The sequence below is a fragment of the Vibrio sp. CAU 1672 genome, assembly GCF_029223195.1.
Taxonomy (GTDB): domain Bacteria; phylum Pseudomonadota; class Gammaproteobacteria; order Enterobacterales; family Vibrionaceae; genus Vibrio.
Genome location: NZ_JARHUF010000009.1, coordinates 72474 through 96349 on the forward strand (window position 1 = coordinate 72474; position 23876 = coordinate 96349).

The 23876-nt window shown below is 47.0% G+C and carries 19 protein-coding genes and 8 tRNA genes; 24 read left to right on the forward strand and 3 right to left on the reverse strand.

Going from position 1 to position 23876, the window contains the following annotated elements:
• Positions 1-8: 8 nt before the first annotated feature.
• Positions 9-995, forward strand: a complete 987-nt coding sequence (rpoS, locus tag P2G85_RS10600) for an RNA polymerase sigma factor RpoS (protein ID WP_275864058.1) — start codon at positions 9-11, stop codon at positions 993-995.
• A 63-nt stretch (positions 996-1058) separates the two neighbouring features.
• Here rpoS and mutS read toward each other — a convergent pair whose 3' ends face one another.
• A complete protein-coding gene (mutS, locus tag P2G85_RS10605; RefSeq protein ID WP_275864059.1) occupies positions 1059-3650 on the reverse strand; it encodes a DNA mismatch repair protein MutS in 2592 nt (863 codons plus the stop codon).
• Positions 3651-3823: 173 nt separating this feature from the next.
• On the opposite strand from mutS, the gene P2G85_RS10610 reads away from it, so the two are divergent.
• Together P2G85_RS10610 and P2G85_RS10615 are read left to right on the forward strand one after the other, a co-directional pair.
• Positions 3824-5107 carry a site-specific integrase gene (locus tag P2G85_RS10610; protein WP_275864060.1) on the forward strand — a complete coding sequence of 428 codons (1284 nt, stop codon included), beginning with the start codon at positions 3824-3826 and terminating at the stop codon, positions 5105-5107.
• 1004 nt (positions 5108-6111) lie between these two features.
• The gene (locus P2G85_RS10615; protein WP_275864061.1) at positions 6112-6522 is read left to right on the forward strand and encodes a hypothetical protein; all 411 of its coding nucleotides are present in this window, start codon (positions 6112-6114) and stop codon (positions 6520-6522) included.
• Positions 6523-6737: 215 nt separating this feature from the next.
• On the opposite strand, the gene P2G85_RS10620 is transcribed toward P2G85_RS10615, so the two are convergent.
• A complete protein-coding gene (locus P2G85_RS10620) occupies positions 6738-7655 on the reverse strand; it encodes a hypothetical protein (RefSeq protein ID WP_275864062.1) in 918 nt (305 codons plus the stop codon).
• A 185-nt stretch (positions 7656-7840) separates the two neighbouring features.
• On the opposite strand from P2G85_RS10620, the gene P2G85_RS10625 reads away from it, so the two are divergent.
• Together P2G85_RS10625 and P2G85_RS10630 are read left to right on the forward strand one after the other, a co-directional pair.
• Entirely contained in the window at positions 7841-8071 is a 231-nt protein-coding gene (locus P2G85_RS10625; protein ID WP_275864063.1) for an AlpA family phage regulatory protein, read from the forward strand.
• Positions 8068-8874, forward strand: coding sequence for a hypothetical protein (locus tag P2G85_RS10630; protein ID WP_275864064.1), 807 nt, complete (start codon positions 8068-8070; stop codon positions 8872-8874). Before P2G85_RS10625 ends, P2G85_RS10630 begins: the two co-directional genes overlap by 4 nt.
• Before the next feature lie 70 nt (positions 8875-8944).
• Here the strand turns inward: P2G85_RS10630 and P2G85_RS10635 are convergent, their stop codons facing one another.
• Positions 8945-10207 (reverse strand): flagellin, encoded by a 1263-nt coding sequence (locus P2G85_RS10635; protein ID WP_275864065.1) that lies wholly within the window; start codon positions 10205-10207, stop codon positions 8945-8947.
• Positions 10208-10570: 363 nt separating this feature from the next.
• Here P2G85_RS10635 and pncC point away from each other — a divergent pair, with 363 nt between their 5' ends.
• From pncC to P2G85_RS10730, 19 genes are all read left to right on the forward strand, one after another.
• Complete coding sequence (pncC, locus tag P2G85_RS10640) at positions 10571-11059, forward strand: nicotinamide-nucleotide amidase (protein ID WP_275864066.1); 489 nt, start codon at positions 10571-10573, stop codon at positions 11057-11059.
• 190 nt (positions 11060-11249) lie between these two features.
• On the forward strand, positions 11250-12293 hold the full coding sequence (recA, locus tag P2G85_RS10645; protein WP_275864067.1) for a recombinase RecA: 1044 nt from the start codon (positions 11250-11252) through the stop codon (positions 12291-12293).
• A 143-nt stretch (positions 12294-12436) separates the two neighbouring features.
• Complete coding sequence (gene recX / locus P2G85_RS10650) at positions 12437-12904, forward strand: recombination regulator RecX (protein WP_275864068.1); 468 nt, start codon at positions 12437-12439, stop codon at positions 12902-12904.
• Between the two features lie 142 nt (positions 12905-13046).
• A complete protein-coding gene (gene alaS, locus P2G85_RS10655; protein WP_275864069.1) occupies positions 13047-15629 on the forward strand; it encodes an alanine--tRNA ligase in 2583 nt (860 codons plus the stop codon).
• 200 nt (positions 15630-15829) lie between these two features.
• Positions 15830-17017: an aspartate kinase gene (locus tag P2G85_RS10660; protein ID WP_275864070.1), complete on the forward strand. Its 1188-nt coding sequence runs from the start codon at positions 15830-15832 to the stop codon at positions 17015-17017.
• A gap of 100 nt (positions 17018-17117) precedes the next feature.
• Positions 17118-17315: a carbon storage regulator CsrA gene (gene csrA, locus P2G85_RS10665; protein ID WP_275864071.1), complete on the forward strand. Its 198-nt coding sequence runs from the start codon at positions 17118-17120 to the stop codon at positions 17313-17315.
• A gap of 233 nt (positions 17316-17548) precedes the next feature.
• Positions 17549-17641, forward strand: a tRNA-Ser gene (locus tag P2G85_RS10670).
• A 30-nt stretch (positions 17642-17671) separates the two neighbouring features.
• Positions 17672-17748: transfer RNA gene (locus tag P2G85_RS10675), tRNA-Arg, on the forward strand.
• 20 nt (positions 17749-17768) lie between these two features.
• Positions 17769-17861: transfer RNA gene (locus P2G85_RS10680), tRNA-Ser, on the forward strand.
• Between the two features lie 68 nt (positions 17862-17929).
• Positions 17930-18006 (forward strand) — tRNA-Arg (locus P2G85_RS10685).
• 69 nt (positions 18007-18075) lie between these two features.
• Positions 18076-18152, forward strand: a tRNA-Arg gene (locus tag P2G85_RS10690).
• A 39-nt stretch (positions 18153-18191) separates the two neighbouring features.
• A tRNA-Arg gene (locus P2G85_RS10695) sits at positions 18192-18268 on the forward strand.
• A gap of 64 nt (positions 18269-18332) precedes the next feature.
• A tRNA-Arg gene (locus P2G85_RS10700) sits at positions 18333-18409 on the forward strand.
• Between the two features lie 38 nt (positions 18410-18447).
• Positions 18448-18524: transfer RNA gene (locus P2G85_RS10705), tRNA-Arg, on the forward strand.
• A gap of 586 nt (positions 18525-19110) precedes the next feature.
• Entirely contained in the window at positions 19111-19368 is a 258-nt protein-coding gene (locus tag P2G85_RS10710) for an oxaloacetate decarboxylase subunit gamma (protein WP_275864072.1), read from the forward strand.
• Positions 19369-19399: 31 nt separating this feature from the next.
• Positions 19400-21178 (forward strand): sodium-extruding oxaloacetate decarboxylase subunit alpha, encoded by a 1779-nt coding sequence (gene oadA / locus P2G85_RS10715; protein WP_275864073.1) that lies wholly within the window; start codon positions 19400-19402, stop codon positions 21176-21178.
• 9 nt (positions 21179-21187) lie between these two features.
• Positions 21188-22318, forward strand: a complete 1131-nt coding sequence (locus tag P2G85_RS10720; RefSeq protein WP_275864074.1) for a sodium ion-translocating decarboxylase subunit beta — start codon at positions 21188-21190, stop codon at positions 22316-22318.
• A 141-nt stretch (positions 22319-22459) separates the two neighbouring features.
• Entirely contained in the window at positions 22460-23410 is a 951-nt protein-coding gene (locus P2G85_RS10725) for an NADP-dependent oxidoreductase (RefSeq protein ID WP_275864075.1), read from the forward strand.
• Positions 23404-23865, forward strand: a complete 462-nt coding sequence (locus P2G85_RS10730) for a YqaA family protein (RefSeq protein ID WP_275864076.1) — start codon at positions 23404-23406, stop codon at positions 23863-23865. The genes P2G85_RS10725 and P2G85_RS10730 overlap by 7 nt, the downstream gene beginning before the upstream one ends.
• Positions 23866-23876: the final 11 nt, after the last annotated feature.

Consider the following 23876-nt stretch of genomic DNA (forward strand, 5'->3'; position numbering starts at 1 on the left):
GGGGCGTTATGAGTATCAGCAGCACAGTAACCAAAGTTGAACAATTCGAGTACGACCAGGAGAGCATGGAGACTCTCGGCCGCAACCAAGATAAATCACCATCCAGCAAAAAAAAATCAGCGACTCGCGAGGAGTTTGATGCGAGCGCTAAAAGCCTTGATGCCACCCAACTGTATCTGGGTGAAATTGGCTTCTCACCACTGTTAACCGCCGAAGAAGAAGTTCTGTATGCCCGCCGCGCCCTGCGTGGTGATGAGGCTGCGCGCAAACGAATGATCGAAAGTAATTTGCGTTTGGTGGTAAAAATTTCCCGCCGTTACAGTAACCGCGGACTTGCGCTACTTGATTTGATTGAAGAAGGCAACTTGGGGCTTATCCGGGCGGTGGAAAAATTTGACCCGGAAAGAGGGTTCCGTTTTTCAACCTATGCGACCTGGTGGATTCGCCAAACGATCGAACGCGCATTGATGAACCAGACCCGGACTATTCGCTTGCCAATCCACGTGGTGAAAGAACTCAACATTTACTTGCGTACTGCGCGTGAACTGTCACAGAAACTGGATCACGAGCCGACTGCGGAAGAGATTGCTGCACAACTGGATATCCCGGTTGAGGACGTGAGTAAAATGCTGCGCCTGAATGAACGCATCAGTTCGGTGGATACCCCGATAGGTGGCGACGGCGAAAAAGCGTTACTGGATATTATCCCTGATGGCAACAACTCGGATCCTGAAGTGTCCACTCAGGATGACGATATTAAATCTTCTCTGATCCATTGGCTGGAAGAGCTGAACCCGAAACAGAAAGAGGTGTTGGCACGACGCTTCGGGCTGCTGGGTTATGAGCCTTCGACCCTGGAAGAGGTGGGAAGAGAGATTGGCTTAACCCGTGAACGTGTGCGTCAAATTCAAGTCGAGGGTTTGCGTCGATTGCGTGAAGTGTTGATTAAACAAGGTTTGAATATGGAAAACCTGTTTAATGTCGAAGATGATTAAGCACTGACCAGTATACAAAAAGGCGATGGGTGACCATCGCCTTTTTTAATATTCTGCTCTAGATCAGAGCAACTTTTTTAACCGATAAAGCTCTTCAAGCGCCTGGCGTGGTGTCATGTCGTCAGGATCAATATTGGCCAGCGCTTGTTCTACCTCACTGGCTTCCGGGATCAGGCTCAACTGGTTGGCAATATCGACACCGCTTGAGCGTGGCGAGGAGCTGTCATGACTTAACTGCTCCAGTTGAGACAGTTTTTGGCGTGCATTTTTGATCACCGCTTTCGGCACCCCGGCCAATCCGGCTACCGCTAAACCATATGATTTGCTGGCCGCTCCCTCCTGAACGGCGTGCATAAAGGCAATGCTGTCGCCGTGCTCTATTGCGTCTAAGTGCACATTGGCCAAGTTTGCCAGCTGGTTAGGCAGTTCGGTCAGTTCAAAATAATGGGTGGCGAATAGCGTCATCGCTCCTATCTGGGTGGCGAGCCATTCAGCACTGGCCCATGCCAGTGATAAACCATCATAGGTACTGGTACCGCGGCCAATTTCATCCATCAACACCAGGCTGTGTTGCGTGGCATTGTGCAGAATGTTGGCGGTTTCAGTCATCTCAACCATAAAAGTGGAGCGGCCGGAAGCCAGATCATCGGATGCGCCAATACGGGTAAAGATACGGTCTAAACAACCGATTTGCGCCGATTCTGCCGGTACAAAGGATCCGATGTGGGCCATCAAAGCGATCAATGCGGTTTGACGCATGTAAGTTGACTTACCGCCCATATTCGGACCGGTGATGATCAGCATCTTGCGTTGTGGGTTCAGCTCAATCGGGTTGGCAATAAACGGATCTGTGGTGACTTGCTCGACCACCGGGTGTCGCCCGGCTTGAATATGCATGCCAACTTCATCGCTTAAGGTTGGCCGGCAGTAATCCAGCGTGTCGGCCCGCTCTGCAAAGTTTTGCAATACATCCAGCTGCGCGATGGCCGAAGCCAGGTTCTGCATGCGCTCAAGCTGCGGCATCAGCAAATCAAACAGCTCTTCCCATAACTGTTTCTCAACCGCCAGGGCTTTTGATTTCGAGTTGAGCACCTTGTCTTCATGCTCTTTAAGTTCCGGGATGATGTAGCGCTCGGCATTCTTCAGGGTTTGGCGACGAATGTAATGTGGCGGAACCAGATGACTTTGCCCACGGCTGACCTGAATAAAAAAGCCATGTACATTGTTATAGCCGACCTTGAGAGTGTCGATGCCATGGCGATCGCGCTCTTCGGCTTCTAACTGTTCAAGGTATTCGGTCGCTCCTTCGGCCAGGTTACGCCATTCATCCAACTCCTGATTGTAGCCCTCTGCGATCACACCGCCATCGCGGATCACAACCGGTGGGTTTTCTTTGATCGCACGTTCTAGCAGATCACACACTTCATCGATTGGCGAGGAAAACTGAGCCAGTTTGACCAGATAGGGATGGACAAATGAGTCGCTGACTGACGCCAGTTCGGGCAATTGTTGCATGGCGTGGCGCAAGCGGGCGAGATCGCGGGGGCGTGCCGATCGCAGTGCCAGGCGAGCCAGGATCCGTTCGATGTCACCAACTTGTTTGAAGATCGGCTGCAGGTCAGTAAACAGGCTTTGTTCTTTGATTTCACCAATCGCATCAAGACGCTGGTTAAGGGTGTCGCGGCAACGCATCGGTTGATGTAGCCAGCGTTTTAACATCCGGCTGCCCATCGGGGTCGCACAGTGATCAAGTATTTCCGCCAGCGTGTTATCCGTGCCACCGGCGAGGTTTTGTGTCAGTTCCAGGTTACGCCGGGTTGCGGCATCTAGGATCACTGAGTGATCCTGGCGATCAAAGGTCAGTGAACGAATGTGGGGTAGGGCGGTGCGCTGGGTGTCTTTAACGTACTGGATCAGGCAACCGGCAGCACTCAGCCCCAGCACTGCATGCTCCACACCAAAGCCGACCAAATCGCGGGTGCCAAATTGCTGATTAAGCTGCTGCTTGGCAGTGTCCAGCTCGAACTCCCACACCGGACGGCGGCGGTTGCCGTTGCGGTTTGACATCAGATGAACCGGTTCAAAATCCTCCGGAAACAGCAGTTCACGGGGGGCCGTACGCTGCAGCTCGGCCGCCATCGCCTCTTCAGTCTCGGGTTCATTGAGCTGAAAGCGTCCTGAGGTGATGTCCAGTGTGGCGTAGCCAAACTTGCCGTTGTGGTGATAGATGGCTGCGATCAGGTTATCCTGGCGTTCCGAGAGTAATGCTTCATCGGTAACAGTACCGGGGGTGACAATACGAACCACTTTACGTTCGACCGGCCCTTTGCTGGTGGCTGGGTCACCGACCTGCTCACAGATCGCGACTGACTCACCAAGCTGAACAAGTTTAGCCAGATAACCTTCAACCGCATGGTATGGAACACCGGCCATAGGAATGGGTTCTCCTGCTGACGAACCACGCTTGGTCAACGAAATATCAAGCAACAGCGACGCGCGTTTGGCATCATCGTAAAACAGCTCGTAGAAGTCGCCCATGCGGTAGAACAGCAAAATATCCGGGTTCTCAGCTTTGAGCTTCAGGTATTGCTGCATCATAGGTGTGTGTTTATGGTTGGTGGTGTTGTTTTTGTTGGCTTTTTTTGGTTTTTTCATAATAATATTCAATGCGTTACGACCAACCGTGTTTGGTTTTAAGTCTCATGGAGTGTCACGTAGTGTCAGTGAATCCCACAATTAAGTGTAGGTTTTAGTGTAGCTTTTGTATTTAACCTACACTAAAATAGTCATATTCTGTTGTTTGCTTATTAGTTAAGGATTATACAAACATGACTGAGGCAAAGAGTAACAAACCTCTTAGTGATCGAGCAATTAGAAACCATAAAGCTGGTGGGAAAACGTTGGTTGATATCGGTGAGTATAGAGGTTTGCGAGTCAATGTTGGTAAAACTGGACGTAAGACATTTACTTATCGCTACCGTTCTCCGGCAAATAACAAGATAACACAAGCTAAACTTGGCACTTATCCAGACATGTCTTTGGAGCAAGCTAGGGTTGAGCTCAAGCGCTTAAAAGCTATCAGGGATGCAGGTAAGTGCCCCAAAAGAGAACAGGAAAAACAGAAGCTCCTAGAGACTCAAGCTCAGGAATCAGAGCGCTACGCTAAGATCAGCGTGAAAAATTTGGTTGATAAATACCTGACGAGCTACATTGAAGGCTCAAGTAATAGGAAACTCAAAGGACAGAAGGAGACTCGTCGAACGTTGTACAAGGATGTTGTAAAACCAATTGGCTCAAGGCTCGCGATTGACCTCAGTCGTAAAGATATATCCGATTTGGTTATGGGGATCGTTGAGCGCGGAGCTAATGTTCAAGCTGGTTATGTCCTTAGAGAACTGACTTCGGCGTATCGTTACGCGATTTCAACTGGTTACTTACCTTATGAATTTGTAAATCCAGCGTTGCAAGCCAAAGATAGCTTGAAAATATCCAAGGTGAAATTAACTTGCAGCAAAGGAAAACGCTTTTTTAATGATGAAGAAATCGTTCAGTTTTTGAGTTGGTTACCAAGCTCTGGTTTTAGTAAGAACCAAAAGGGGATCCTCAGGTTGACGCTTTGGACTGGTTGTAGAACAGGTGAGGTATGCTCCTTAGCTTGGGCAGATGTCAACTTTAATAATAAAACTCTATTTCTAAGGGAAACTAAGACTGGTCTTGTTCGTCATGTAATGCTCTCTGATCAAGCTGCTGAGTGGCTACAGAACAGATACCAAGAACGAGATCAAAATGATTACGTTTTTCAATCTCAGAGGACTCGCAGACCCGTTCAGCAAAAACACTTATCTGAAAAAATCTGGAGTCTGAAGCAGAAAGGTATGATGTTGGATATCCCCAATTGGACTCCCCATGATTTAAGAAGAACGGTTAGAACCGGACTTGCTCGCAAAAAATGTCCGTCAGAGGTTGCTGAAGCCGTTTTAGGTCATACAAAGGAAGGAATTAATGGGACTTATGACCTTCATTCTTATGAGGATGAGTGTAGAGTTTGGTTGCAAAAATGGGCAGACCATTTAGATTCTTTAATGAGTGAGTTCACTGTAGCTGTAGCTTAAACCACTCGTACAACATCTGGTGGCCCTGGTGGTTTAGCTTGACCTAATCGGAGACTGCACTGGACTTTCTGCCCTCACTTTACGTAATTGATAAACTGAAATGATGAATATTGCGGCATATTGATGTAATACGAAGCACCTAAAATGTGACGATAAATCACATTTTCTAGAAAAAGCAAAATAATTTGATTTTTTAAATGGGGCAGAAAACGCCCTCAAACGTGTTTTAAGCGATTCTAGGGGAAATTGATGGTTAGATTCGAAAGTCCCATAGATTGGGACTTGTGACAAAATTGAGGCGCTTTAGCGTTAGTTTATGAAGTGATTTTATTTGACATCAGTTGAAAAATGAGTAGTATGCCCGCCCAACCATAGGGGTATTGACGCGATCGTTAGCCTGACATAAAGTCAGACTTAACAATGCATTCAAGAGTGGTTGCCGACGCGTTGTATTTTTAGTATGCAACTGAATAGATATCGTGTTTACAGTGCAATGGTTTAGGTTACTAACTATGTTGCTCACACCTTAATGCGGCGTTATACCTCTTACCCATAAGGAAAGCCAAAGCAGATAAAGGATATTATCGCTCATAACAGAATTACCATCATTATACATATCGTAGTCCGTCAACTACACTTGATGTGTGTAGTGGTAATAAATCAGTGTTGAACTCGTCATTCAATACTTAAAAATTAGACCACGGGCTCGTCACCCAATTGTGTGGTTAACATTTAGTCGAATGATAGTAAGCATATCGACTATAAATAAGCATCTAGCCTGCCGTGTCCACTTTCGGCGGGCTTGTTGCGTTTGGGTATTGACAAAATCAATAACTTAGTGTTATGATAAAGATTGACAGTGAAGAATTGTATATGGACGGATGTACATACCTTACTGTAAGTAACTACTTTCGGAAATGACGACCGATTCAGTAGCAGCGAGAACAAATGCACATTTGACGAACGTGCATTCTTACTAAACTAAAAAGTGGAGATTTAAACTTATGTTTATTTCTAAAGACAGTGTTGCAGCACTTAAACTGCAAGGCATGCCGTTGCCTCAAATCTACGGATACACTCCTATTTTCCCTTCTGAAGATCAAGTTGAAAAACTAGCGTCTTGTTTTCGTAAGAACTCGAAGCTGAAAGTAATGGTTGAGACTGTTCTTAATAATCCTGGTATCAAAAGTGACGAGCTTTCGGCTATTTCGGCTGTAAGCAACATTCACCAATACCGTCGTATGGCCAATAAAAATCTGCGACACAGGGGTTATGAAATCAAAGACTTTAAAGATGTTGGAGTTGCTCGCAATGCAGATTTTTATCAGTGGTATCTTGTGGAGTTAAAACCTAATACTCCACCTGTAGAACAACTAGAAACAAAAGACGCAGCGAATGATGGTACTGTTCACTAACTAAGTTATAGTGTTTTAGGTTAAGCATCACTTTCCGTCTAAAGTGGTGCTTTTTTGTATCTAAAGAAAAGGAAATGAGCACTATTTATTTATTTATTTATTTATTTATTTATTTATTGCTCTAGCAAACCGTTGGGGTAGAACCAACTTAGAGTAATCGTCCTGCACTGGTGATGATTGATGCATCCTTAACACGCATTGAATGTTCCTTTGAGCTATCGATTTTTTGCTATTAGTTCATTCATGAACTGTTCAAGTACTATCGTTGAATTAGACTTGTAGTGATTCATTATTCTTCTCAGTAGTACTATTTTCTCCACTCCGTACTTGTCTAAAATCTCATCATCAGTAAGTCTTCTTCCTAAGAGACATATTGACGATTGATCAAAAATAGATTGAACCTTTTGAAGAGTTATCACTGTGGAAGTTGGCATTCCCTCAATTTTGGTCTGATTCTCACTTGAATGTTGTGTTTTTGGTATCTTTCTACGAACGACTTTTCTACCATTTCTCTTGGCTTTTATGTTGAGCTTCTTAATCTGCGGATTCAATTGGTCTGAATCCAAAATTGAAGTAATCAGCTGTTTGTTCCAGTTATATTTTTGACTTTTATCTACTTGGCTAGAGCTTCCATAGAGTTTAGGAATTACATACTTCTTCTCTTTCATGAAGTTAACGATTTCACTCATAGTGTCACTCATTTGTGTACTTCGGTATTTTAGAATCTGATGTAAACGATAAACGTACTGTCCCTTAGCTGTCTTAGGAGTTTCGATGTCCTCAGGTTGTTTATAGTTGTCAAGGAGGAAGTGAACCAACATTGATAGTTGTTCACTGCTAAGTCCTTTATCTCCAATTTTATGACCCAAAGCCACAGCTAAATCTTCCATCCGTTCAAGCGCACTTTCTGATAAATGGATAGTTTTTGACGTAAAACCTGAAGCTTTTTTCTTAGCTGAGCTTTTCTGCTTCCTAGCCGTGGCTGCTTTTGTAGTATCGCTCTCATTTTTCGTACTCAGAGCCTCAAATAGCTCCTTTATTTGTTCGCTTAAGATGACTACCCCGGTTTCTAATCTTTCGAATTCTTTTGGCTGAACGCTCTTCGTTAATTCAGTTGTTTTTTTGGTAGACATTCAATATCCCTATAAGTTTTTATTTTGTGATAATCACAAAATAACAGCTATATGTTTAAGTATAGCTATTATTTACGAGTTTGTTTGAGATTTTTAATTTGTGATAGTCACAAAAATACAGTTTGGTTGGTTGATTTTTAAAAAATGTAAATCCGTTTATGACTTAAATACACAAGGAGTAAGTCATGAACACTCTTCGAATTATCCAGTTAACTGAAGTCATAAAGAAAACTTCGATCAGCAAATCAACCATCTACAGAAAGATTGAAAAAGGTTTATTCCCCTCACCTGTGCGTCTTGATGATGGTGACAGCAGTTCAAACACGAGGCGAGTTGGATGGTTTGAGTCTGAAGTCGATGAGTGGATTCTGTCACGTCCAAGAGTGCTGGACTTTGACTTAGGAGAAGCCCAATGAAGATGTTTATTGAAGAAATGGATAACTTTGAGACAACAGAGCGAGCGATTGAAGAAAATCGACGAAGAATTGGAGCGTTAAAAAGTAGCGGTAGGTTGTTTGATGAACTACGGTTTCGTCTGGAAGACTGTATCGATGGTGGAGAGCCATGTGGCAGTCTGGCGTGTAAGCTTTGCAATCGAGATTTGAGAATTGAGTTGGTAAATCCGGTCGTATGTTCAGTCGTTGAGTCAGGCATTGATAAATGGCACTTACTAACGGTAGTTCCGTATCAAAAAAGCATTACAGCACCTGATTTTATGTATTTTGAAGTGAAGGCAATGAAGAAGTGGTTTGGGCGTGCGTTGCGTGAATTTGGGTTCACTGGGCCGATCTGGGGGATGATGGAAATTGATTATCACTCGTATGCTGATGCATGGTTGCCACATTTCCACATCGTCTTACCAGATACAGAAAATAACGATATGGCATATGGGTTGTTGAAAAAATCACGAGTTTTTCACTATAAAAATCAGTTTTTGGAAGGAACTGAAAATAGACCGTATAAGCGTGATCCGTTTGACATTGTTGATTCAGTTGCAGTTCTCAGCTACACACATAAGCTTTATGGCAAAGAGGTAACTATTGATAGTGATGGTAATAAGAAAGGGTACTTTTTAAGAGGGAGGCAGCTTTCTGAATACCTACTATTTATGGATAGTCACGACTACTCAGAGTTTAAATTTACCCTAGGAGTATCAAATCAAAAGTGGGCTAGTTTACGTAAGAGATGTGCTATTAAGCGAATAGAGCACTATGACTAAACACTCTATGGCTTATATAGCTATATATTAGGTTATACACTAGACGGTGGGTTCACTATGAATGCCACCGTCAAGCTAATAATTGGGAGACACTTTTAGGGATATTCTGTGTTTGTGCCAATATGCTTGTGGTTGAGTCATTGAGGATCTTTTGCTTAGTTAACTCAGTGGTCTCTTTGGCGAAATCAGTATCCTTTATCCTACTTTTCGACTCGGTTGTATTGATGTTTTGGCTTGTTAGGTTATTGATTGCATTCTCTAACCTATTGTTAGTCGCTCCAATACCAGAGCGATATGAATCAACTTTTGCCAACATTTGGTCGGTTGCATGAACTAGAGCGTTTTCATAGTGATTATTGAATTTAGTAGCAACGTCTGGCTTAAAAGAAATTAACTGGTCATAAGATATTGCTCCATATTCACCTAAAAGCCATGGGTTTGTCGTATATATCAAATTATTGCTAGGCATTGACTGAAAATTTTGAGAGGCGATGCCTAATATGGGTTTTACTGAAGCAAAAGGGTCATATTCCCTGCTATAGCCGATTTTGTGAACACTTTCCCCTTTACTATTAATCTCTTCTGCAAGAAAGAACTTTGCTTCACCACCTTCAAGAGCAGAGTTTAGAGTATGAATGATATCTTCGGCAGACTTGCCTGATTCAAAGTCGACTCTTAATGATGTCTGTCCATTTTTTTGTGGTGAGTAAATAAACTCTATGAAATCACCAGTTTCAGTCCTCCAATCTGAAGGAATCTCGAAATTTGAACCAATCGCTAACGAAGATGTGTCGTGGCTAGTTCTAGTTATTGCCACCTCTTGAATCCAACTTAATACAGGTAAGGTTGCTGTGATTGCTTGTCCTGAGTCGCTTCCCACTTGAAACGTCATGCTGTGATCATACGAAGAATGTCCCGTGAACAAAGACTTTCCTGCAAACTCAGTGGTTTGTGCAATTCTTGTTAATTCCTTTCCTAATTGTGTTATTTCATTTCGAATAGCTTCTTTATCATTCTTATCAAGAGAACCATTTAAAGACTGGAGCGACAGATCTCTAACTTTGAACAATATATTTGTATATTCGTTGAGAGCACCATCAGCGACTTCTAGCGTAGATATCGCATCATTAGAGTTTCTTAATGCGACTTCAAGTCCTCGACTTTGAGTTTGAAGTCTGTTTGATATCTGCAGCCCAGCAGCATCATCTTTCGCCGAATTTATGTTAGAACCAGAGCTCAATTTATTCATTGAGTCCTTGAGAGCGATACTTGATGCTCTAAGGTGCTTCTGTGTAGAGGTAGCAACAGAGTTCGTATGTAGGTTTAATGGCATAGCTTAACTCCTTAAAAGATTGATGACTTATCTTTGAAGCAATTGATGTGCCATTTGTTTCTTATGTTTGGGGTTGTATTTTCTCTATAAATGGGCGGTATGTTGCCGAACGTGGCAATGTTTTTGTGAGGAATTGAGGCTCGGGGGGATAAGTTTTGCCGTGAACACTTTATAAGTGTAGGTAAAAGTATATATAATTGAGATGGTTTGTTATATGTTATTGTTAAATAAAGACAATAACACCTCTGCATCAGGAGTGTGTTTTTGTTCAGCTTTCACAGGTAAGTTCTTTTGTTTATTTCCGTAGCGGCTTAGGATACGTGAATCCCTATCAAGTAAAAAGAGACAAAGGGCATTTTGAGCATGGAACGAACAACAAAACTGAGCGCCGATCTCGGGGCATTATTGGCACAGCACGGGCTGGTGATGACCAGCGCAGAATCGTGTACCGGGGGCGGGGTGGCCACGGCGATTACGGACATTGCGGGCAGCTCCCAGTGGTTTGACCGGGCGTTTGTCACCTACAGTAATGAAGCCAAAATGGAGATGCTCGGGGTCAGCGCGGACACACTTGAAGCCCATGGTGCGGTCAGTGAAGCGGTGGTCGTTGAAATGGTCCGGGGGGCACTGGCGCATTCCAGAGCATCGATAGCTGTTGCCATCAGCGGTATTGCCGGCCCGGGCGGAGGAACCGTCGAGAAACCGGTTGGCACGGTTTGCTTTGCGTTTGCCGATACAACCGGTTGGATGCAGGTGGATAGCCTACTGTTGAGTGGCGATCGCGCAGCAGTCCGCGAGCAGGCGGTCTGCTATGCTTTAACACAGTTGCAGCAGCATCTTGCCAAGATCTGACCGCGGTGAGCAATTTCTGATCCAGGAAGAGGTTAGATCGCAGGAGTACGATCCGGAGCCAATTTTTTTGCATACAGGTATGGACACTGTATGAATCAACAGTATAATGACTGACATTATTGAGCAGGGCATCTGCCGAAAATGATTTACGATTCGTCGCCCGAAAAAGATGAACAAACCGGAGAAAGTAATGGACGAGAACAAACAGAAAGCGCTCGCCGCTGCGCTAGGTCAAATTGAAAAGCAATTCGGTAAAGGCTCTATCATGCGCCTTGGTGATAACCGCGCAATGGATGTAGAGACCATTTCAACCGGTTCTCTTTCTCTGGATATCGCTTTGGGTGCCGGTGGTTTGCCGATGGGACGTATTGTCGAAGTTTACGGCCCTGAATCTTCTGGTAAAACTACCCTGACACTTGAGCTGATCGCCGCTGCGCAACGTGAAGGTAAAACCTGTGCCTTTATCGATGCAGAGCACGCGCTGGATCCGGTTTATGCGAAAAAGCTTGGCGTCGATATCGATGCACTGTTGGTTTCACAGCCAGATACCGGTGAACAAGCACTGGAGATCTGTGATGCCCTGGCTCGTTCTGGTGCGATTGATGTGATGGTGGTCGATTCTGTGGCTGCGCTGACACCTAAGGCGGAAATCGAAGGTGAAATGGGTGACAGCCATATGGGCCTACAAGCACGTATGCTTTCTCAGGCGATGCGTAAGCTCACCGGTAACCTGAAACAGTCCAACTGTATGTGTATCTTCATCAACCAAATCCGTATGAAGATTGGGGTGATGTTTGGTAACCCAGAAACCACTACAGGTGGTAATGCGCTGAAGTTTTATGCCTCTGTGCGTCTAGATATCCGCCGCACCGGCGCTATCAAAGAAGGTGATGAAGTCGTTGGTAACGAAACGCGCATCAAAGTGGTTAAGAACAAGATTGCGGCGCCATTTAGAGAGGCGAACACGCAAATTATGTACGGTCAGGGCTTCAACCGTGAAGGTGAGCTGATTGACCTGGGCGTGAAGAACAAACTGGTTGAGAAAGCCGGTGCCTGGTATAGCTACAACGGTGATAAAATCGGTCAGGGTAAAGCGAACGCGTGTAAGTTCCTGCGAGAGAACCCACAAGCAGCTCAGCAGATCGATGCTAAACTGCGTGAAATGTTATTGGCTCCGGCACAGCCAGAAGCTCCCGAAGCTGCAGAGGTGCCAGAGCAAGAAGAAGAGTTTTAATCTGCGGATTGATTAAATAGTAACAAAGCCCTGCAATGCGGGGCTTTGTTGTATCTGTTGAATAGAAAGTATTAAAGCGACAGGGCCAGTCAGTTAGCTGACCAGCCAGCAAGTCGTACAGCAAAAACACTTTTAGGATCATCATGTACCAAAAGCGTCAAGCGCCGACATTATCGAGTAAAGAAGCTGCGATTCAGCTGTTAAGCCGCCGGGATCATGGTCAGTACGAGCTGTACCAAAAGCTGGCTCTGAAGGGGTATGAACAAGCCGATATCGAAGCTGCGATCAATTTTTGTTTAGACCACAACTATTTGGATGACTTGCGTTACGCCAAAAGCCAAATCCGCCAGCACGTCTATAAGGGGCATGGTGAGCGGCGTATCCGCCTAGAGTTAAACCAAAAGCGCGTTGCTGAATCGATTGTCGAGATGGCGATGGCACAAGAGCCACAAGACTGGTTTGAATTGGCAAGAATGGCAGCAGAAAAGAAGTTCAAGGGAATTAAAGCCAAAGATCAGAAAGAATACGCCAAACAAGTACGGTTTCTCCAGTATCGCGGCTATGATTTTGACCAAATCAGCTATGCGCTGAGTTTTGAAGACGATATTTAACCATTAGCTTGTCATGTGATTATCTGTTTCTGCTCATTTTTTTTCTTCCAGTGTCTCTTTTCTGTCAGAAAACTAGTCGTAGCTGATTGCTTGGTCTACAATACGGCAAAATTCTAACTCGACTATTTTCAGGAAGAGCTGCATGTACATGAGCACTGACGAGGTTCGTAACGCGTTCCTCAAGTTCTTTGAAAGCAAAGGACACCACATAGTAGAAAGTTCATCGTTAGTACCACATAACGATCCAACCTTGCTGTTCACTAACGCAGGGATGAACCAGTTTAAAGATTGTTTTTTAGGCTTGGAAAAACGAGCTTATACTCGAGCGACTACGGCTCAGCGTTGTGTACGTGCTGGTGGTAAACATAACGACCTGGAAAACGTTGGCTTTACCGCTCGTCACCACACTTTCTTTGAAATGCTCGGCAACTTCAGCTTTGGTGACTACTTCAAAGAAGACGCGATCTCGTTTGCATGGGAATTTCTGACAGAAACGCTTAAGCTTCCTGCAGAGCGATTGTTGGTAACGGTTTACGAGACAGACGACGAAGCATTCGATATCTGGAACAAGAAAGTTGGTGTTCCAGCAGACCGCATCATCCGCATCGGCGACAAGAAAGGTGGTAAACCATACGAGTCAGACAACTTCTGGCAAATGGGTGACACTGGTCCTTGTGGCCCATGTACAGAAATCTTCTACGATCACGGTGAGCACATCTGGGGTGGCCGTCCTGGCACACCTGAAGAAGATGGTGATCGTTTCATCGAGATCTGGAACAACGTATTCATGCAGTTCAACCGTCAAGCCGACGGCACGATGGAACCGCTACCAAAACCATCGGTAGATACTGGTATGGGTATTGAGCGTATCTCTGCAATCATGCAAGGCGTTCACTCAAACTACGAAATTGATGTATTCCAAACACTGATCAAAGCAGCGGCTGAAGTGATTGGGTACCAAGATCTATCTAACCAATCTCTGCGCGTTATCGCTGACCACATCCGTTCATGTTCATTCCTGATCGTTGATGGCGTGATGCCTTCAAACGAAGGTCGTGGTTACGTCCTGCGTCGTATCATCCGTCGTGCAGTTCGTCACGGTAACAAGCTAGGTGCACAAGGCGCATTCTTCCACAAACTTGTTGGCGTGCTGGCAGACATCATGGGAACTGCGGGCGAAGAGCTGAAGCGTCAGCAAGCCGTGGTTGAAAAAGTACTGCGCATCGAAGAAGAAAACTTCGGTCGTACACTTGAGCGCGGCATGGCGATTCTAAACGAAGCGTTAGATAACCTTGATGGCAAAGTGCTGGATGGCGAGACAGTATTCAAGCTTTACGACACTTACGGCTTCCCAGCTGACTTAACGAACGACGTTGCCCGTGAGCGTGAGTTCGCGATTGACGAAGAAGGTTTCGAGAAAGCGATGGAAGAGCAGCGTCAACGTGCGCGTGAAGCAGGCCAGTTCGGTACTGACTACAACGCAGCGATCAAAGTTGATACGCAAACTGAATTTTGTGGCTACACCGGTACGAAAGGCTCTAGCTCAGTCGCGGCGATGTTTGTTGAAGGTAACGAAGTTGATTCTCTATCAGCTGGCGACAAAGCCATCATCGTTCTTGGTGAAACCCCATTCTACGCTGAGTCAGGCGGTCAGAGTGGTGACGCTGGTGAAATCCGCACTGAAGCTGGTGTATTCCGCGTTGAAGATACTCAAAAGCTGGGCAACGCAATCGCACACCACGGTGTAATGGTGGAAGGCGTACTAGCGAAAGGTGATGAAGTTGCGACTATCGTTGACGCAGAGCGTCGCGCAGCAATCTCTCTGAACCACTCAGCGACACACTTGCTACATGCAGCACTTCGCCAGGTTCTTGGTGAGCACGTAACGCAGAAAGGCTCGCTGGTTAAAGCAGACAGCCTACGTTTTGACTTCTCACACCTGGAAGCAGTAACCGCCGCTGAGCTGAAAGAAGTTGAGCGCCTGGTGAACGCACAAATTCGTCATAACCACACGATTGAAACCAACGTGATGGACATTGAATCGGCGAAGCAGAAAGGTGCCATGGCACTGTTCGGCGAGAAGTACGATGACGAAGTCCGTGTCCTGTCGATGGGCGATTTTTCTACTGAGCTTTGTGGTGGTATCCACGCGTCTAACACCGGTGATATTGGTCTGTTTAAGATCACTTCAGAAGGTGGTATCGCGGCAGGTATCCGTCGCATCGAAGCGGTCACGGGTGACGCTGCGTTAGACGCAATCGAAGCTCAAACCGCTAAGTACGAAGAAAAGCTGGCTGAGTCGGCACAAAAAGCCAAAGCGCTGGAAAAAGAAATTCAGAAGCTAAAAGACAAGATGGCAGCGGCAGAAAGCGCCAACATCATGGGCAAAGCGGTTGAAATCAATGGTACGAAAGTCCTGGTTGCGGCACTGGAAGGGGCTGACAGCAAGAATCTGCGTACAATGGTTGATGATATTAAGAACCAAATGGGCTCAGGCGTAGTGCTGCTGGCAAACGTGACGGGTGACAAAGTTGGCTTGATTGCCGGTGTGACTAAAGACCTTATCGGCAAAGTGAAAGCGGGTGACCTGGTTAAGATGGTTGCTGAGCAAGTTGGCGGTAAAGGCGGTGGTCGCCCAGACATGGCTCAAGCTGGTGGTACAGATGTTGCTGCGCTGCCTGAGGCTATTCAGTCTGTACAGCCGTGGTTGACTGAGCGTCTATAACGCGTGATCTTTTTCGCCCAATCACTTTTTCTTTGATTGGGCGTAACTATTTTATTGTGACCAAGTGGTTTAATTGGCGGAAATTTATACAAGCCGATTAAAGCCGCTTGGTTTTTTGCTATAACAACTGCTCATAATATTTAACTGGTTGAGTATTGAGCGGTCCGAATGAGACTTTGGTCTTGGGAAGGTGAAGACTGGTGAAAAAGCCCCTTATCGTGCAAAAGTTTGGCGGAACCTCTGTGGGTTCGATTGAAAGAATCCATCAGGTTGCTGAACACATCATTAAGGCGAAAAATGATGGTAATCAAGTTGTCGTTGTGGTTTCCGCAATGTCTGGCGAAACCAACCGACTGATGGAACTGGCGAAACAAGTCGACAGTGTACCAACAGCTCGAGAACTTGATGTTTTGCTCTCTGCTGGTGAGCAAGTGTCAATGGCTCTTCTGGCCATGACACTTAATAAGTTAGGCCATGCGGCTCGCTCACTTACCGGAGCACAAGCGAACATTGTGACGGATAATCATCACAATGACGCGACGATTAAGCATATTGATACCATGACAATTACCGAATTGCTGGAGCAAGATCAGATTGTAATTGTGGCTGGTTTTCAAGGTGTAAATGAAAATGGGGATATCACCACTTTAGGTCGAGGTGGCTCAGATACGAGTGCAGTGACACTGGCCGGTGCATTGCAAGCCGATGAGTGTCAAATCTTTACCGACGTTGATGGTATTTATACCTGCGACCCAAGGGTTGTGAAGGATGCGCAGAGGCTGGACATCATCGATTTTCCATCGATGGAGGCTATGGCCAGCAAAGGAGCTAAGGTTCTGCATTTGCCTTCTGTGCAGTATGCATGGCAACACAATGTTCCACTGCGAGTGCTTTCGACCTTTGATGTGAACGAAGGAAGTTTGGTCAAGGGTGAGTCAGGCTCTCGTCCTGTTGCCGGAATTGCGATACAGCGCGATCTTGCCATCATTCACGTGGATAAGGAGCACCTCTCCGGGGCGATGAAACAGTGTCAGATGATCGGTATTGATATTTGGAATGTGATCGAGGATGCAGATCGAGCAGGTATCATGATAAAACAAGATGCCCGTGCCAAATTGGAGCTGGTTTTCAGTGACAAAATCCGTAATAGTGAAGAAGTGAGTTTACTGACAGCCGTGGGGCTGGAAGCTAATGGATTGGTTGACCATGCCTGTGATTTATTGGCTGAAAGTGAAATTGACATTAACTTTTGCTCAACCGATGCCCTGACAATGATGCTAGTCTTATTACCAGAGTATGTCGATCAGGCGGCCAATATTCTGCATGATGCTTACATTACTGCCAGTGATACCTTAAACATTCAGCAAAAACATGCCTTTTTAGGTTGAATTCGGTGACATGGGAGTTTACTGAAATATAACTTTTGTTGGATAATGGCTTTGTAGCAAGAAAATTTAGAGAATTTAGAGATTACTCAAGGAGCAAAGAATGCTAATTTTGACTCGCCGCGTAGGCGAAACACTGATGATTGGTGACGAAGTGACTGTAACGGTTCTTGGTGTAAAAGGTAACCAAGTGCGTATCGGCGTAAATGCTCCAAAAGAGGTTTCAGTTCATCGTGAAGAAATCTACATGCGCATTCAAGCTGAAAAAGGCACTGGTAACGTTACGTCAGGTAACTACTAATTCGCTCCTGTATACAGAGCTAAGTTTGCATGATAAAGGCTAACCCTAGGGTTAGCCTTTTTAATGCGATAAAGCTAAGTGAAATTGCGCTTTTTTTCACTTAAATAGAGTGGTAAAGTTCGATTAATCATCACTTTGATTAAATAGCCAACGGTTAGCAGTTTTTTGCCAATTTTTTCAAAGAAAGTGTTTGACTTATTTTTGGTAAAACGTAATATGTGCCTCCGCAAGACGGTGAGGTGGCCGAGAGGCTGAAGGCGCTCCCCTGCTAAGGGAGTATACGGTTTGTAGCCGTATCGAGGGTTCGAATCCCTCCTTCACCGCCATTCTTGCGACACTGTACTAAAGTGTATTGCGCGTCCTTAGCTCAGCTGGATAGAGTACCTGGCTACGAACCAGGCGGTCGGAGGTTCGAATCCTCCAGGACGCGCCACTCTTTAGAACAAAAAAATAGGTGAGGTGGCCGAGAGGCTGAAGGCGCTCCCCTGCTAAGGGAGTATACGGTTTGTAGCCGTATCGAGGGTTCGAATCCCTCCCTCACCGCCATTGATTGACGTGGCAGTCAATCTTTTTTGTTCTTAAAGAAAATCGATGTGATATGCTTCACAAATTGCGCGCTCGTAGCTCAGCTGGATAGAGTACCTGGCTACGAACCAGGCGGTCGGAGGTTCGAATCCTCCCGAGCGCGCCATATTTCAAAAGCATTGAGCAGAATTAGGGCATTGCCCAGATATTGACTACAGTTGATATCAAACATTGCGCGCTCGTAGCTCAGCTGGATAGAGTACCTGGCTACGAACCAGGCGGTCGGAGGTTCGAATCCTCCCGAGCGCGCCATAATTTAGTTTGATGAGTATGACTTATTGAACACCCCGTGCGTCCTTAGCTCAGCTGGATAGAGTACCTGGCTACGAACCAGGCGGTCGGAGGTTCGAATCCTCCAGGACGCGCCACTCTTTAGGTTTCCCTTGATATAAAGGAATCCTGATATTGGCCAACGCCGATATCGAACATTGCGCGCTCGTAGCTCAGCTGGATAGAGTACCTGGCTACGAACCAGGCGGTCGGAGGTTCGAATCCTCCCGAGCGCGCCATAATTTGGTTTGATGAGTATGACTTGTTGAACACCCGTGCGTCCTTAGCTCAGCTGGATAGAGTACCTGGCTACGAACCAGGCGGTCGGAGGTTCGAATCCTCCAGGACGCGCCACTTATATTAAAGCCTCGCAATCGCGAGGCTTTTTTGTACCTGCCGATTATTTTTCCTGCAGACGACTTCCCTGAGTATCTTGCCCAGTGGTGAAATGTATCACATCGATACTCTTTGCTTACCGTCACTTAGTTAATGCCCTGGTGCCGTTGTTGCGCTATCGGCGGTTTGTGCTTTCATTCAGTGGTTTGTTATCCGCTGATGGCGCGTTTATCGGATACCCATTACCCTACGCCTGTGTAAGTGTGAGCATTTTGTTTGCGACTTGTTGAGTGATGGTTAATGGTTGGTATGTTTCTGTTTTATAATGGCTTTATTAATAAAGCCGACCCTCGGTTTTGAAATCTCAATCTCAGTTTTCTTCCTCGCTTTGCAGTATTCTGAATACAAATTAATCAGTGTGTTGTCCCCCTGTTTTTGACACGAACTGTGATCTTGCTAGTGAATAGCTAGTCAATTTATAAGATTGTTTAAAAGGTTTATTAAACAAAATTGACAAAATTTAACCAATCGAGATAATCCGGGGGTCGGGATTTAATTTGTTCTTATCCTGCACGATGTCAGGATGACACAGAAAGGAAGCAACATGACTAATATTGGAAGCCTGCTCGCTGACGCAGCCATCTTAATGGTGACTGGGATGGCGGTTGTATTTACTTTCCTCACTATTCTAGTTTATCTCGTTCGGCTTATGTCGAAGCTGGTACCGGAAGAGCTACCAGAGCCGATCGCTGCACCAAAACCACTTACCAAAGTTCCATCAACCACTTCAGCTGTTAGTCCACAAGTTGTGGCGGCGATTTCTGCTGCAATTCATCAGCATCGCGCATCGGTCGTGAAGTAAGCGAAAAAGGATTTAAAAGGAGTTTATGAGCATGTCTAAACCACTAGCTATCACTGATGTGGTCCTTCGTGATGCCCATCAGTCACTATTTGCTACGCGTATGCGTATTGAGGATATGCTGCCTATCGCAGCGGAGTTGGATAAAGTGGGGTACTGGTCTTTAGAGACCTGGGGGGGCGCAACGTTTGATGCCTGTATCCGTTTTCTTGGTGAAGACCCATGGGAGCGACTGCGTGAGCTGAAAAAAGCCATGCCTAACACACCAATGCAAATGCTACTGCGTGGTCAAAACCTTTTGGGCTACCGACACTATGCCGATGACGTGGTAGAAAAATTTGTCGAGCGTGCCCACGCTAACGGCATGGACGTATTCCGTATTTTTGATGCAATGAACGATGTACGCAACTTCCAGAAAGCCGTTAAAGCAGCGGTAGACGTTGGGGCGCACGCACAAGGTACGCTGTCATACACCACCAGTCCGGTACACAACAGTGATACCTGGGTTGATCTGGCCAAGCGTCTGGAAGACTTAGGCTGCCATTCATTGTGTATTAAAGATATGTCTGGCCTGCTCAAGCCTTATGAAGCGGAAGAGCTGATCACCCGTATTAAGGCCTCTTGTGATGTGCCGCTGGCGTTGCATTGCCATGCGACGACCGGCTTGTCGACGGCAACCGCAGTCAAAGCGGTTGAGGCCGGGATTGATATTCTCGATACGGCGATTTCTTCGATGAGCTGCACTTACGGCCATACCCCGACCGAAACGGTCGTTGCGATGCTGCAGGGCACCGAGCGCGACACTAACCTGAAACTTGACCAACTCGAGCCGATCGCCGCCTACTTCCGTGACGTGCGGAAGAAGTACGCGAAATGGGAAGGTCAGCTGAAAGGGGTCGACTCCCGAATTCTGATCGCTCAGGTTCCGGGTGGCATGCTGACCAATATGGAAGGCCAGCTGAAAGAACAGGGCGCGGCTGACCGTATTGATGAGGTATTGGAAGAGATCCCACGCGTACGGGAAGATCTCGGCTTTATTCCTCTCGTGACACCAACCTCTCAGATCGTTGGTACCCAAGCGGTGATCAACGTCCTGACGAGTGAACGTTATAAGAGTATCACTAAAGAAACCGCGGGGGTGTTGAAAGGTGAATACGGCGCTGCGCCGGCTCCGGTCAACGCCGAACTGCAAGCCAAAGTGCTGGATGGGGCAGAGCCGATCAGCTGCCGACCGGCGGATCTGCTAGCGCCTGAGCTGGAAACACTGACGGTTGATTTGATGGAGAAAGCCCAGTCAGAAGGCATCAAGCTTGCGAGCGAGCGCGTTGATGATGTGTTGACTTATGCTCTGTTCCCGCAAGTCGGCCTGAAATTCCTTAAAAATCGAGGTAACCCTGAAGCCTTTGAACCGGCTCCTACGCTGGCAAGTGCTCAGCCTGCACCAGCTCCGGCCGCTCCGGCATCAGGAGGTGTGGAAACTTACAGCGTACGCGTAGATGGTCAGGTTTATGAAGTGGAAGTCGGACCGCAAGGTGAACTGACGTCAGTGGCTCCGACTACATCGGCGGCGCAGTCTGCGCCAGCTCCGGCTGCCAGCACGGCTGAACCGGTACCGGCACCATTGGCGGGGAATATCTTCAAAGTGAACGTTCAGCCGGGTACGGAAGTTGCCGAGGGCGATGTGCTGCTGATCCTGGAAGCAATGAAGATGGAAACGGAAGTCCGCGCTGCCCGTGGCGGGGTGGTGCAAGAGTTGAATGTTAAAGAAGGTGATGCCGTGACAGTAGGTACACCTCTGTTGAGTCTGGCGTAAGGGAGTATCATGGACGGATTGATGACCTTATGGTCTGAAACAGGGATCGCTCACTTTGAGTTCGGTCAGATATGTATGATCGTAGTGGGCTGTCTCCTGCTGTTTTTGGCGATCAGTAAAGGTTTTGAGCCGCTATTGCTGTTACCGATCGGCTTTGGTGCAGTGCTGGCCAATATCCCTAATGCCGGTTTTACAGAGCCGGGTGGTTTGCTTTATTACGTGTATCACATCGGGATTGAGTCCGGGGTGTTCCCGCTGCTGATCTTTATGGGTGTGGGGGCGATGACGGATTTTGGCGCCCTGATTGCCAACCCGAAAACCTTGTGGCTGGGGGCTGCGGCGCAGTTTGGTATTTTTGCTACCCTGTTCGGGGCGATCTTACTTAACTACGTGCCCGGTATGGAGTTCTCCATGGCGGATGCTTCATCGATTGCGATCATTGGTGGTGCAGATGGCCCAACCGCGATCTTCCTTGCCAGTAAGTTATCGCCGGATCTGCTTGGTGCTATCGCGGTGGCAGCATACAGCTACATGGCCCTGGTACCGATCATCCAGCCACCGATCATGAAAGCGCTGACCACTGAGGAGGAGCGTACTATCCAGATGGCGCAGCTTCGTCATGTTGGCAAGTGGGAGAAAGTGCTTTTCCCGCTGGCGGTATTAATGATGACGATCCTGTTTCTGCCGTCGGCGACCCCTCTGGTCGGGATGTTCTGTTTAGGTAACCTGATGCGTGAAGCCGGAGTGGTGGATCGTTTGTCGAAAACCGCTCAGAACGAACTGATCAATATTGTGACTATTTTCCTTGGCCTGGGTGTGGGTTCTAAACTCCAGGCGGATAAATTCCTTAATTTTGAAACCTTGGGGATTTTGGCACTCGGTGCCGTGGCGTTCAGTATTGGTACGGGTGCCGGTGTGTTAATGGCGAAGTTACTCAATAGGTTCTCCAAAGAGGATATCAACCCGTTAATTGGGGCCGCAGGCGTGTCTGCGGTGCCGATGGCCGCACGCGTGGTGAACAAAGTGGGGTTACAGGCTAACCCGCAGAACTTTTTGCTGATGCATGCGATGGGACCTAATGTTGCCGGGGTGCTTGGTTCGGCCGTTGCGGCTGGTATATTGCTCGCGCTGGTTGGCTGATGGCTGTCAGGTGAAGGATAAGCCGGCAAGGTTGATCATCAGGCAATTTGTGCTTTGATGATTAACTTCGCCAAACAAAATGGTTTATAGTCAGAGGGATGCTTTTGCATCCCTTTTTTTATTTCTCTCAGGGAATCGGTTATGGAACATAAACAGATCGTTATTACCGAATTCGGTGACGCAAATGTCCTTGCGATAGAAAAAGCCATCATGCCAACGCCACAACCGGGTGAAGTGCTGGTTAAAGTCTCATTTTCCGGAGTGAATCCGATTGACGTTAAAACCCGGGCCGGGCTCGGGTGGGCCGCACAGCAGAACCAAGACAAACTCCCTTGGGTTCCGGGGTACGATATTTCAGGCAAAGTGGCGCGATGTGGCGAAGGCTGCAGTAAGTTCGTTCCGGGGGACGCCGTGTCAGGTTTCATTGGTTTTCCACTTGAAGGCGGGGGGTACAGCCAATACGTGTGTGTGCCAGAGACGCAGTTGTGTCATGTGCCGGATTCAGTGACACTCGAAGCTGCCGCGGTGCTCCCCTTGGCCGGGCAGACGGCGGCGCAAGCCCTGAGCAAAGCAGAAGTCAAAGAAGGTGAGCGGGTGTTAATTCTGGCCGGCGCCGGCGGGGTCGGTCATCTCGCGGTGCAAATTGCAGTAGCGGCCAAAGCGGAAGTGTTCACCAGCTGCAGTGAGCAGAACCTGGATTTTCTCGCAACCTTAGGGGCGCATGCGGTTAACTACCAGTTTGCTCCGGTGTCTGAGCGGGTGGAAGACGTTGATGTCCTGATCGATTTAGTTGGCGGAGACAGCGCCTTGGATGCATTAAAATGCCTTAAAGACCACGCCCGGGTGATCACTGTACCGACCATTAGTGCCGAGTTGATCTGTGATAAAGCCAGACTGTTGGGCTTTGACGCCAGCGGTATGCTGGTTGAGCCGGATCCGCAGCAACTGGATACCTTGTTGTATATGGTCGGGGTTGGGTTGCTTAAAACTGAAGTCCAGCAAATTTACCCGATGGAGCTGGTGAGTGACGCCCACCGCCAAGTGGAGAGTGGCCATACACGGGGCAAGGTATTGCTTGATATGAGATGTTAGATGTTTTTGACGTTGCTTTTGCGCAAGTGGCGCTGTGGTTTTCGGACTCTGCCCTGTGGCTTCTGTTTGTCACAGGTTTTTTGAGTGCTACTTTGTTGCCGGGCGGATCGGAAGCGGGTTTGCTTGCCACCCTTTCGCTGAACCAGTACACGGTATTGGCGGTGATCTTTGTTGCCACCATCGGCAATACGCTCGGTGGATTAACCAACTACTGGCTGGGTTTATGGCTTCCCAATCGAACTCAGACCGAAAAGCATGGTCATACTGCTTTGAAATGGTTATCAAAATATGGCTATTGGGGTTTGCTGCTTAGCTGGCTGCCCGTGATTGGCGACCCGCTTTGTCTCGCGGCAGGCTGGCTGAGAATGAACCTTTTGCCGTGCGTTATCGTTATTTTTATCGGCAAAGCTGCCAGATATGGCCTACTTGCTGCCATTTACTTTGGAATATTTTAAGGATTAAGGAA

What these genes read in the sequence shown, in the direction of transcription:
- rpoS (WP_275864058.1), top strand. Translation starts at nt 9, where the DNA reads ATGAGTATCAGCAGCACAGTAACCAAAGTTGAACAATTCGAGTACGAC.
- mutS (WP_275864059.1), bottom strand. Translation starts at nt 3,650, where the DNA reads ATGAAAAAACCAAAAAAAGCCAACAAAAACAACACCACCAACCATAAA.
- P2G85_RS10610 (WP_275864060.1), top strand. Translation starts at nt 3,824, where the DNA reads ATGACTGAGGCAAAGAGTAACAAACCTCTTAGTGATCGAGCAATTAGA.
- P2G85_RS10615 (WP_275864061.1), top strand. Translation starts at nt 6,112, where the DNA reads ATGTTTATTTCTAAAGACAGTGTTGCAGCACTTAAACTGCAAGGCATG.
- P2G85_RS10620 (WP_275864062.1), bottom strand. Translation starts at nt 7,655, where the DNA reads ATGTCTACCAAAAAAACAACTGAATTAACGAAGAGCGTTCAGCCAAAA.
- P2G85_RS10625 (WP_275864063.1), top strand. Translation starts at nt 7,841, where the DNA reads ATGAACACTCTTCGAATTATCCAGTTAACTGAAGTCATAAAGAAAACT.
- P2G85_RS10630 (WP_275864064.1), top strand. Translation starts at nt 8,068, where the DNA reads ATGAAGATGTTTATTGAAGAAATGGATAACTTTGAGACAACAGAGCGA.
- P2G85_RS10635 (WP_275864065.1), bottom strand. Translation starts at nt 10,207, where the DNA reads ATGCCATTAAACCTACATACGAACTCTGTTGCTACCTCTACACAGAAG.
- pncC (WP_275864066.1), top strand. Translation starts at nt 10,571, where the DNA reads ATGGAACGAACAACAAAACTGAGCGCCGATCTCGGGGCATTATTGGCA.
- recA (WP_275864067.1), top strand. Translation starts at nt 11,250, where the DNA reads ATGGACGAGAACAAACAGAAAGCGCTCGCCGCTGCGCTAGGTCAAATT.
- recX (WP_275864068.1), top strand. Translation starts at nt 12,437, where the DNA reads ATGTACCAAAAGCGTCAAGCGCCGACATTATCGAGTAAAGAAGCTGCG.
- alaS (WP_275864069.1), top strand. Translation starts at nt 13,047, where the DNA reads ATGTACATGAGCACTGACGAGGTTCGTAACGCGTTCCTCAAGTTCTTT.
- csrA (WP_275864071.1), top strand. Translation starts at nt 17,118, where the DNA reads ATGCTAATTTTGACTCGCCGCGTAGGCGAAACACTGATGATTGGTGAC.
- P2G85_RS10710 (WP_275864072.1), top strand. Translation starts at nt 19,111, where the DNA reads ATGACTAATATTGGAAGCCTGCTCGCTGACGCAGCCATCTTAATGGTG.
- oadA (WP_275864073.1), top strand. Translation starts at nt 19,400, where the DNA reads ATGTCTAAACCACTAGCTATCACTGATGTGGTCCTTCGTGATGCCCAT.
- P2G85_RS10720 (WP_275864074.1), top strand. Translation starts at nt 21,188, where the DNA reads ATGGACGGATTGATGACCTTATGGTCTGAAACAGGGATCGCTCACTTT.
- P2G85_RS10725 (WP_275864075.1), top strand. Translation starts at nt 22,460, where the DNA reads ATGGAACATAAACAGATCGTTATTACCGAATTCGGTGACGCAAATGTC.
- P2G85_RS10730 (WP_275864076.1), top strand. Translation starts at nt 23,404, where the DNA reads ATGTTAGATGTTTTTGACGTTGCTTTTGCGCAAGTGGCGCTGTGGTTT.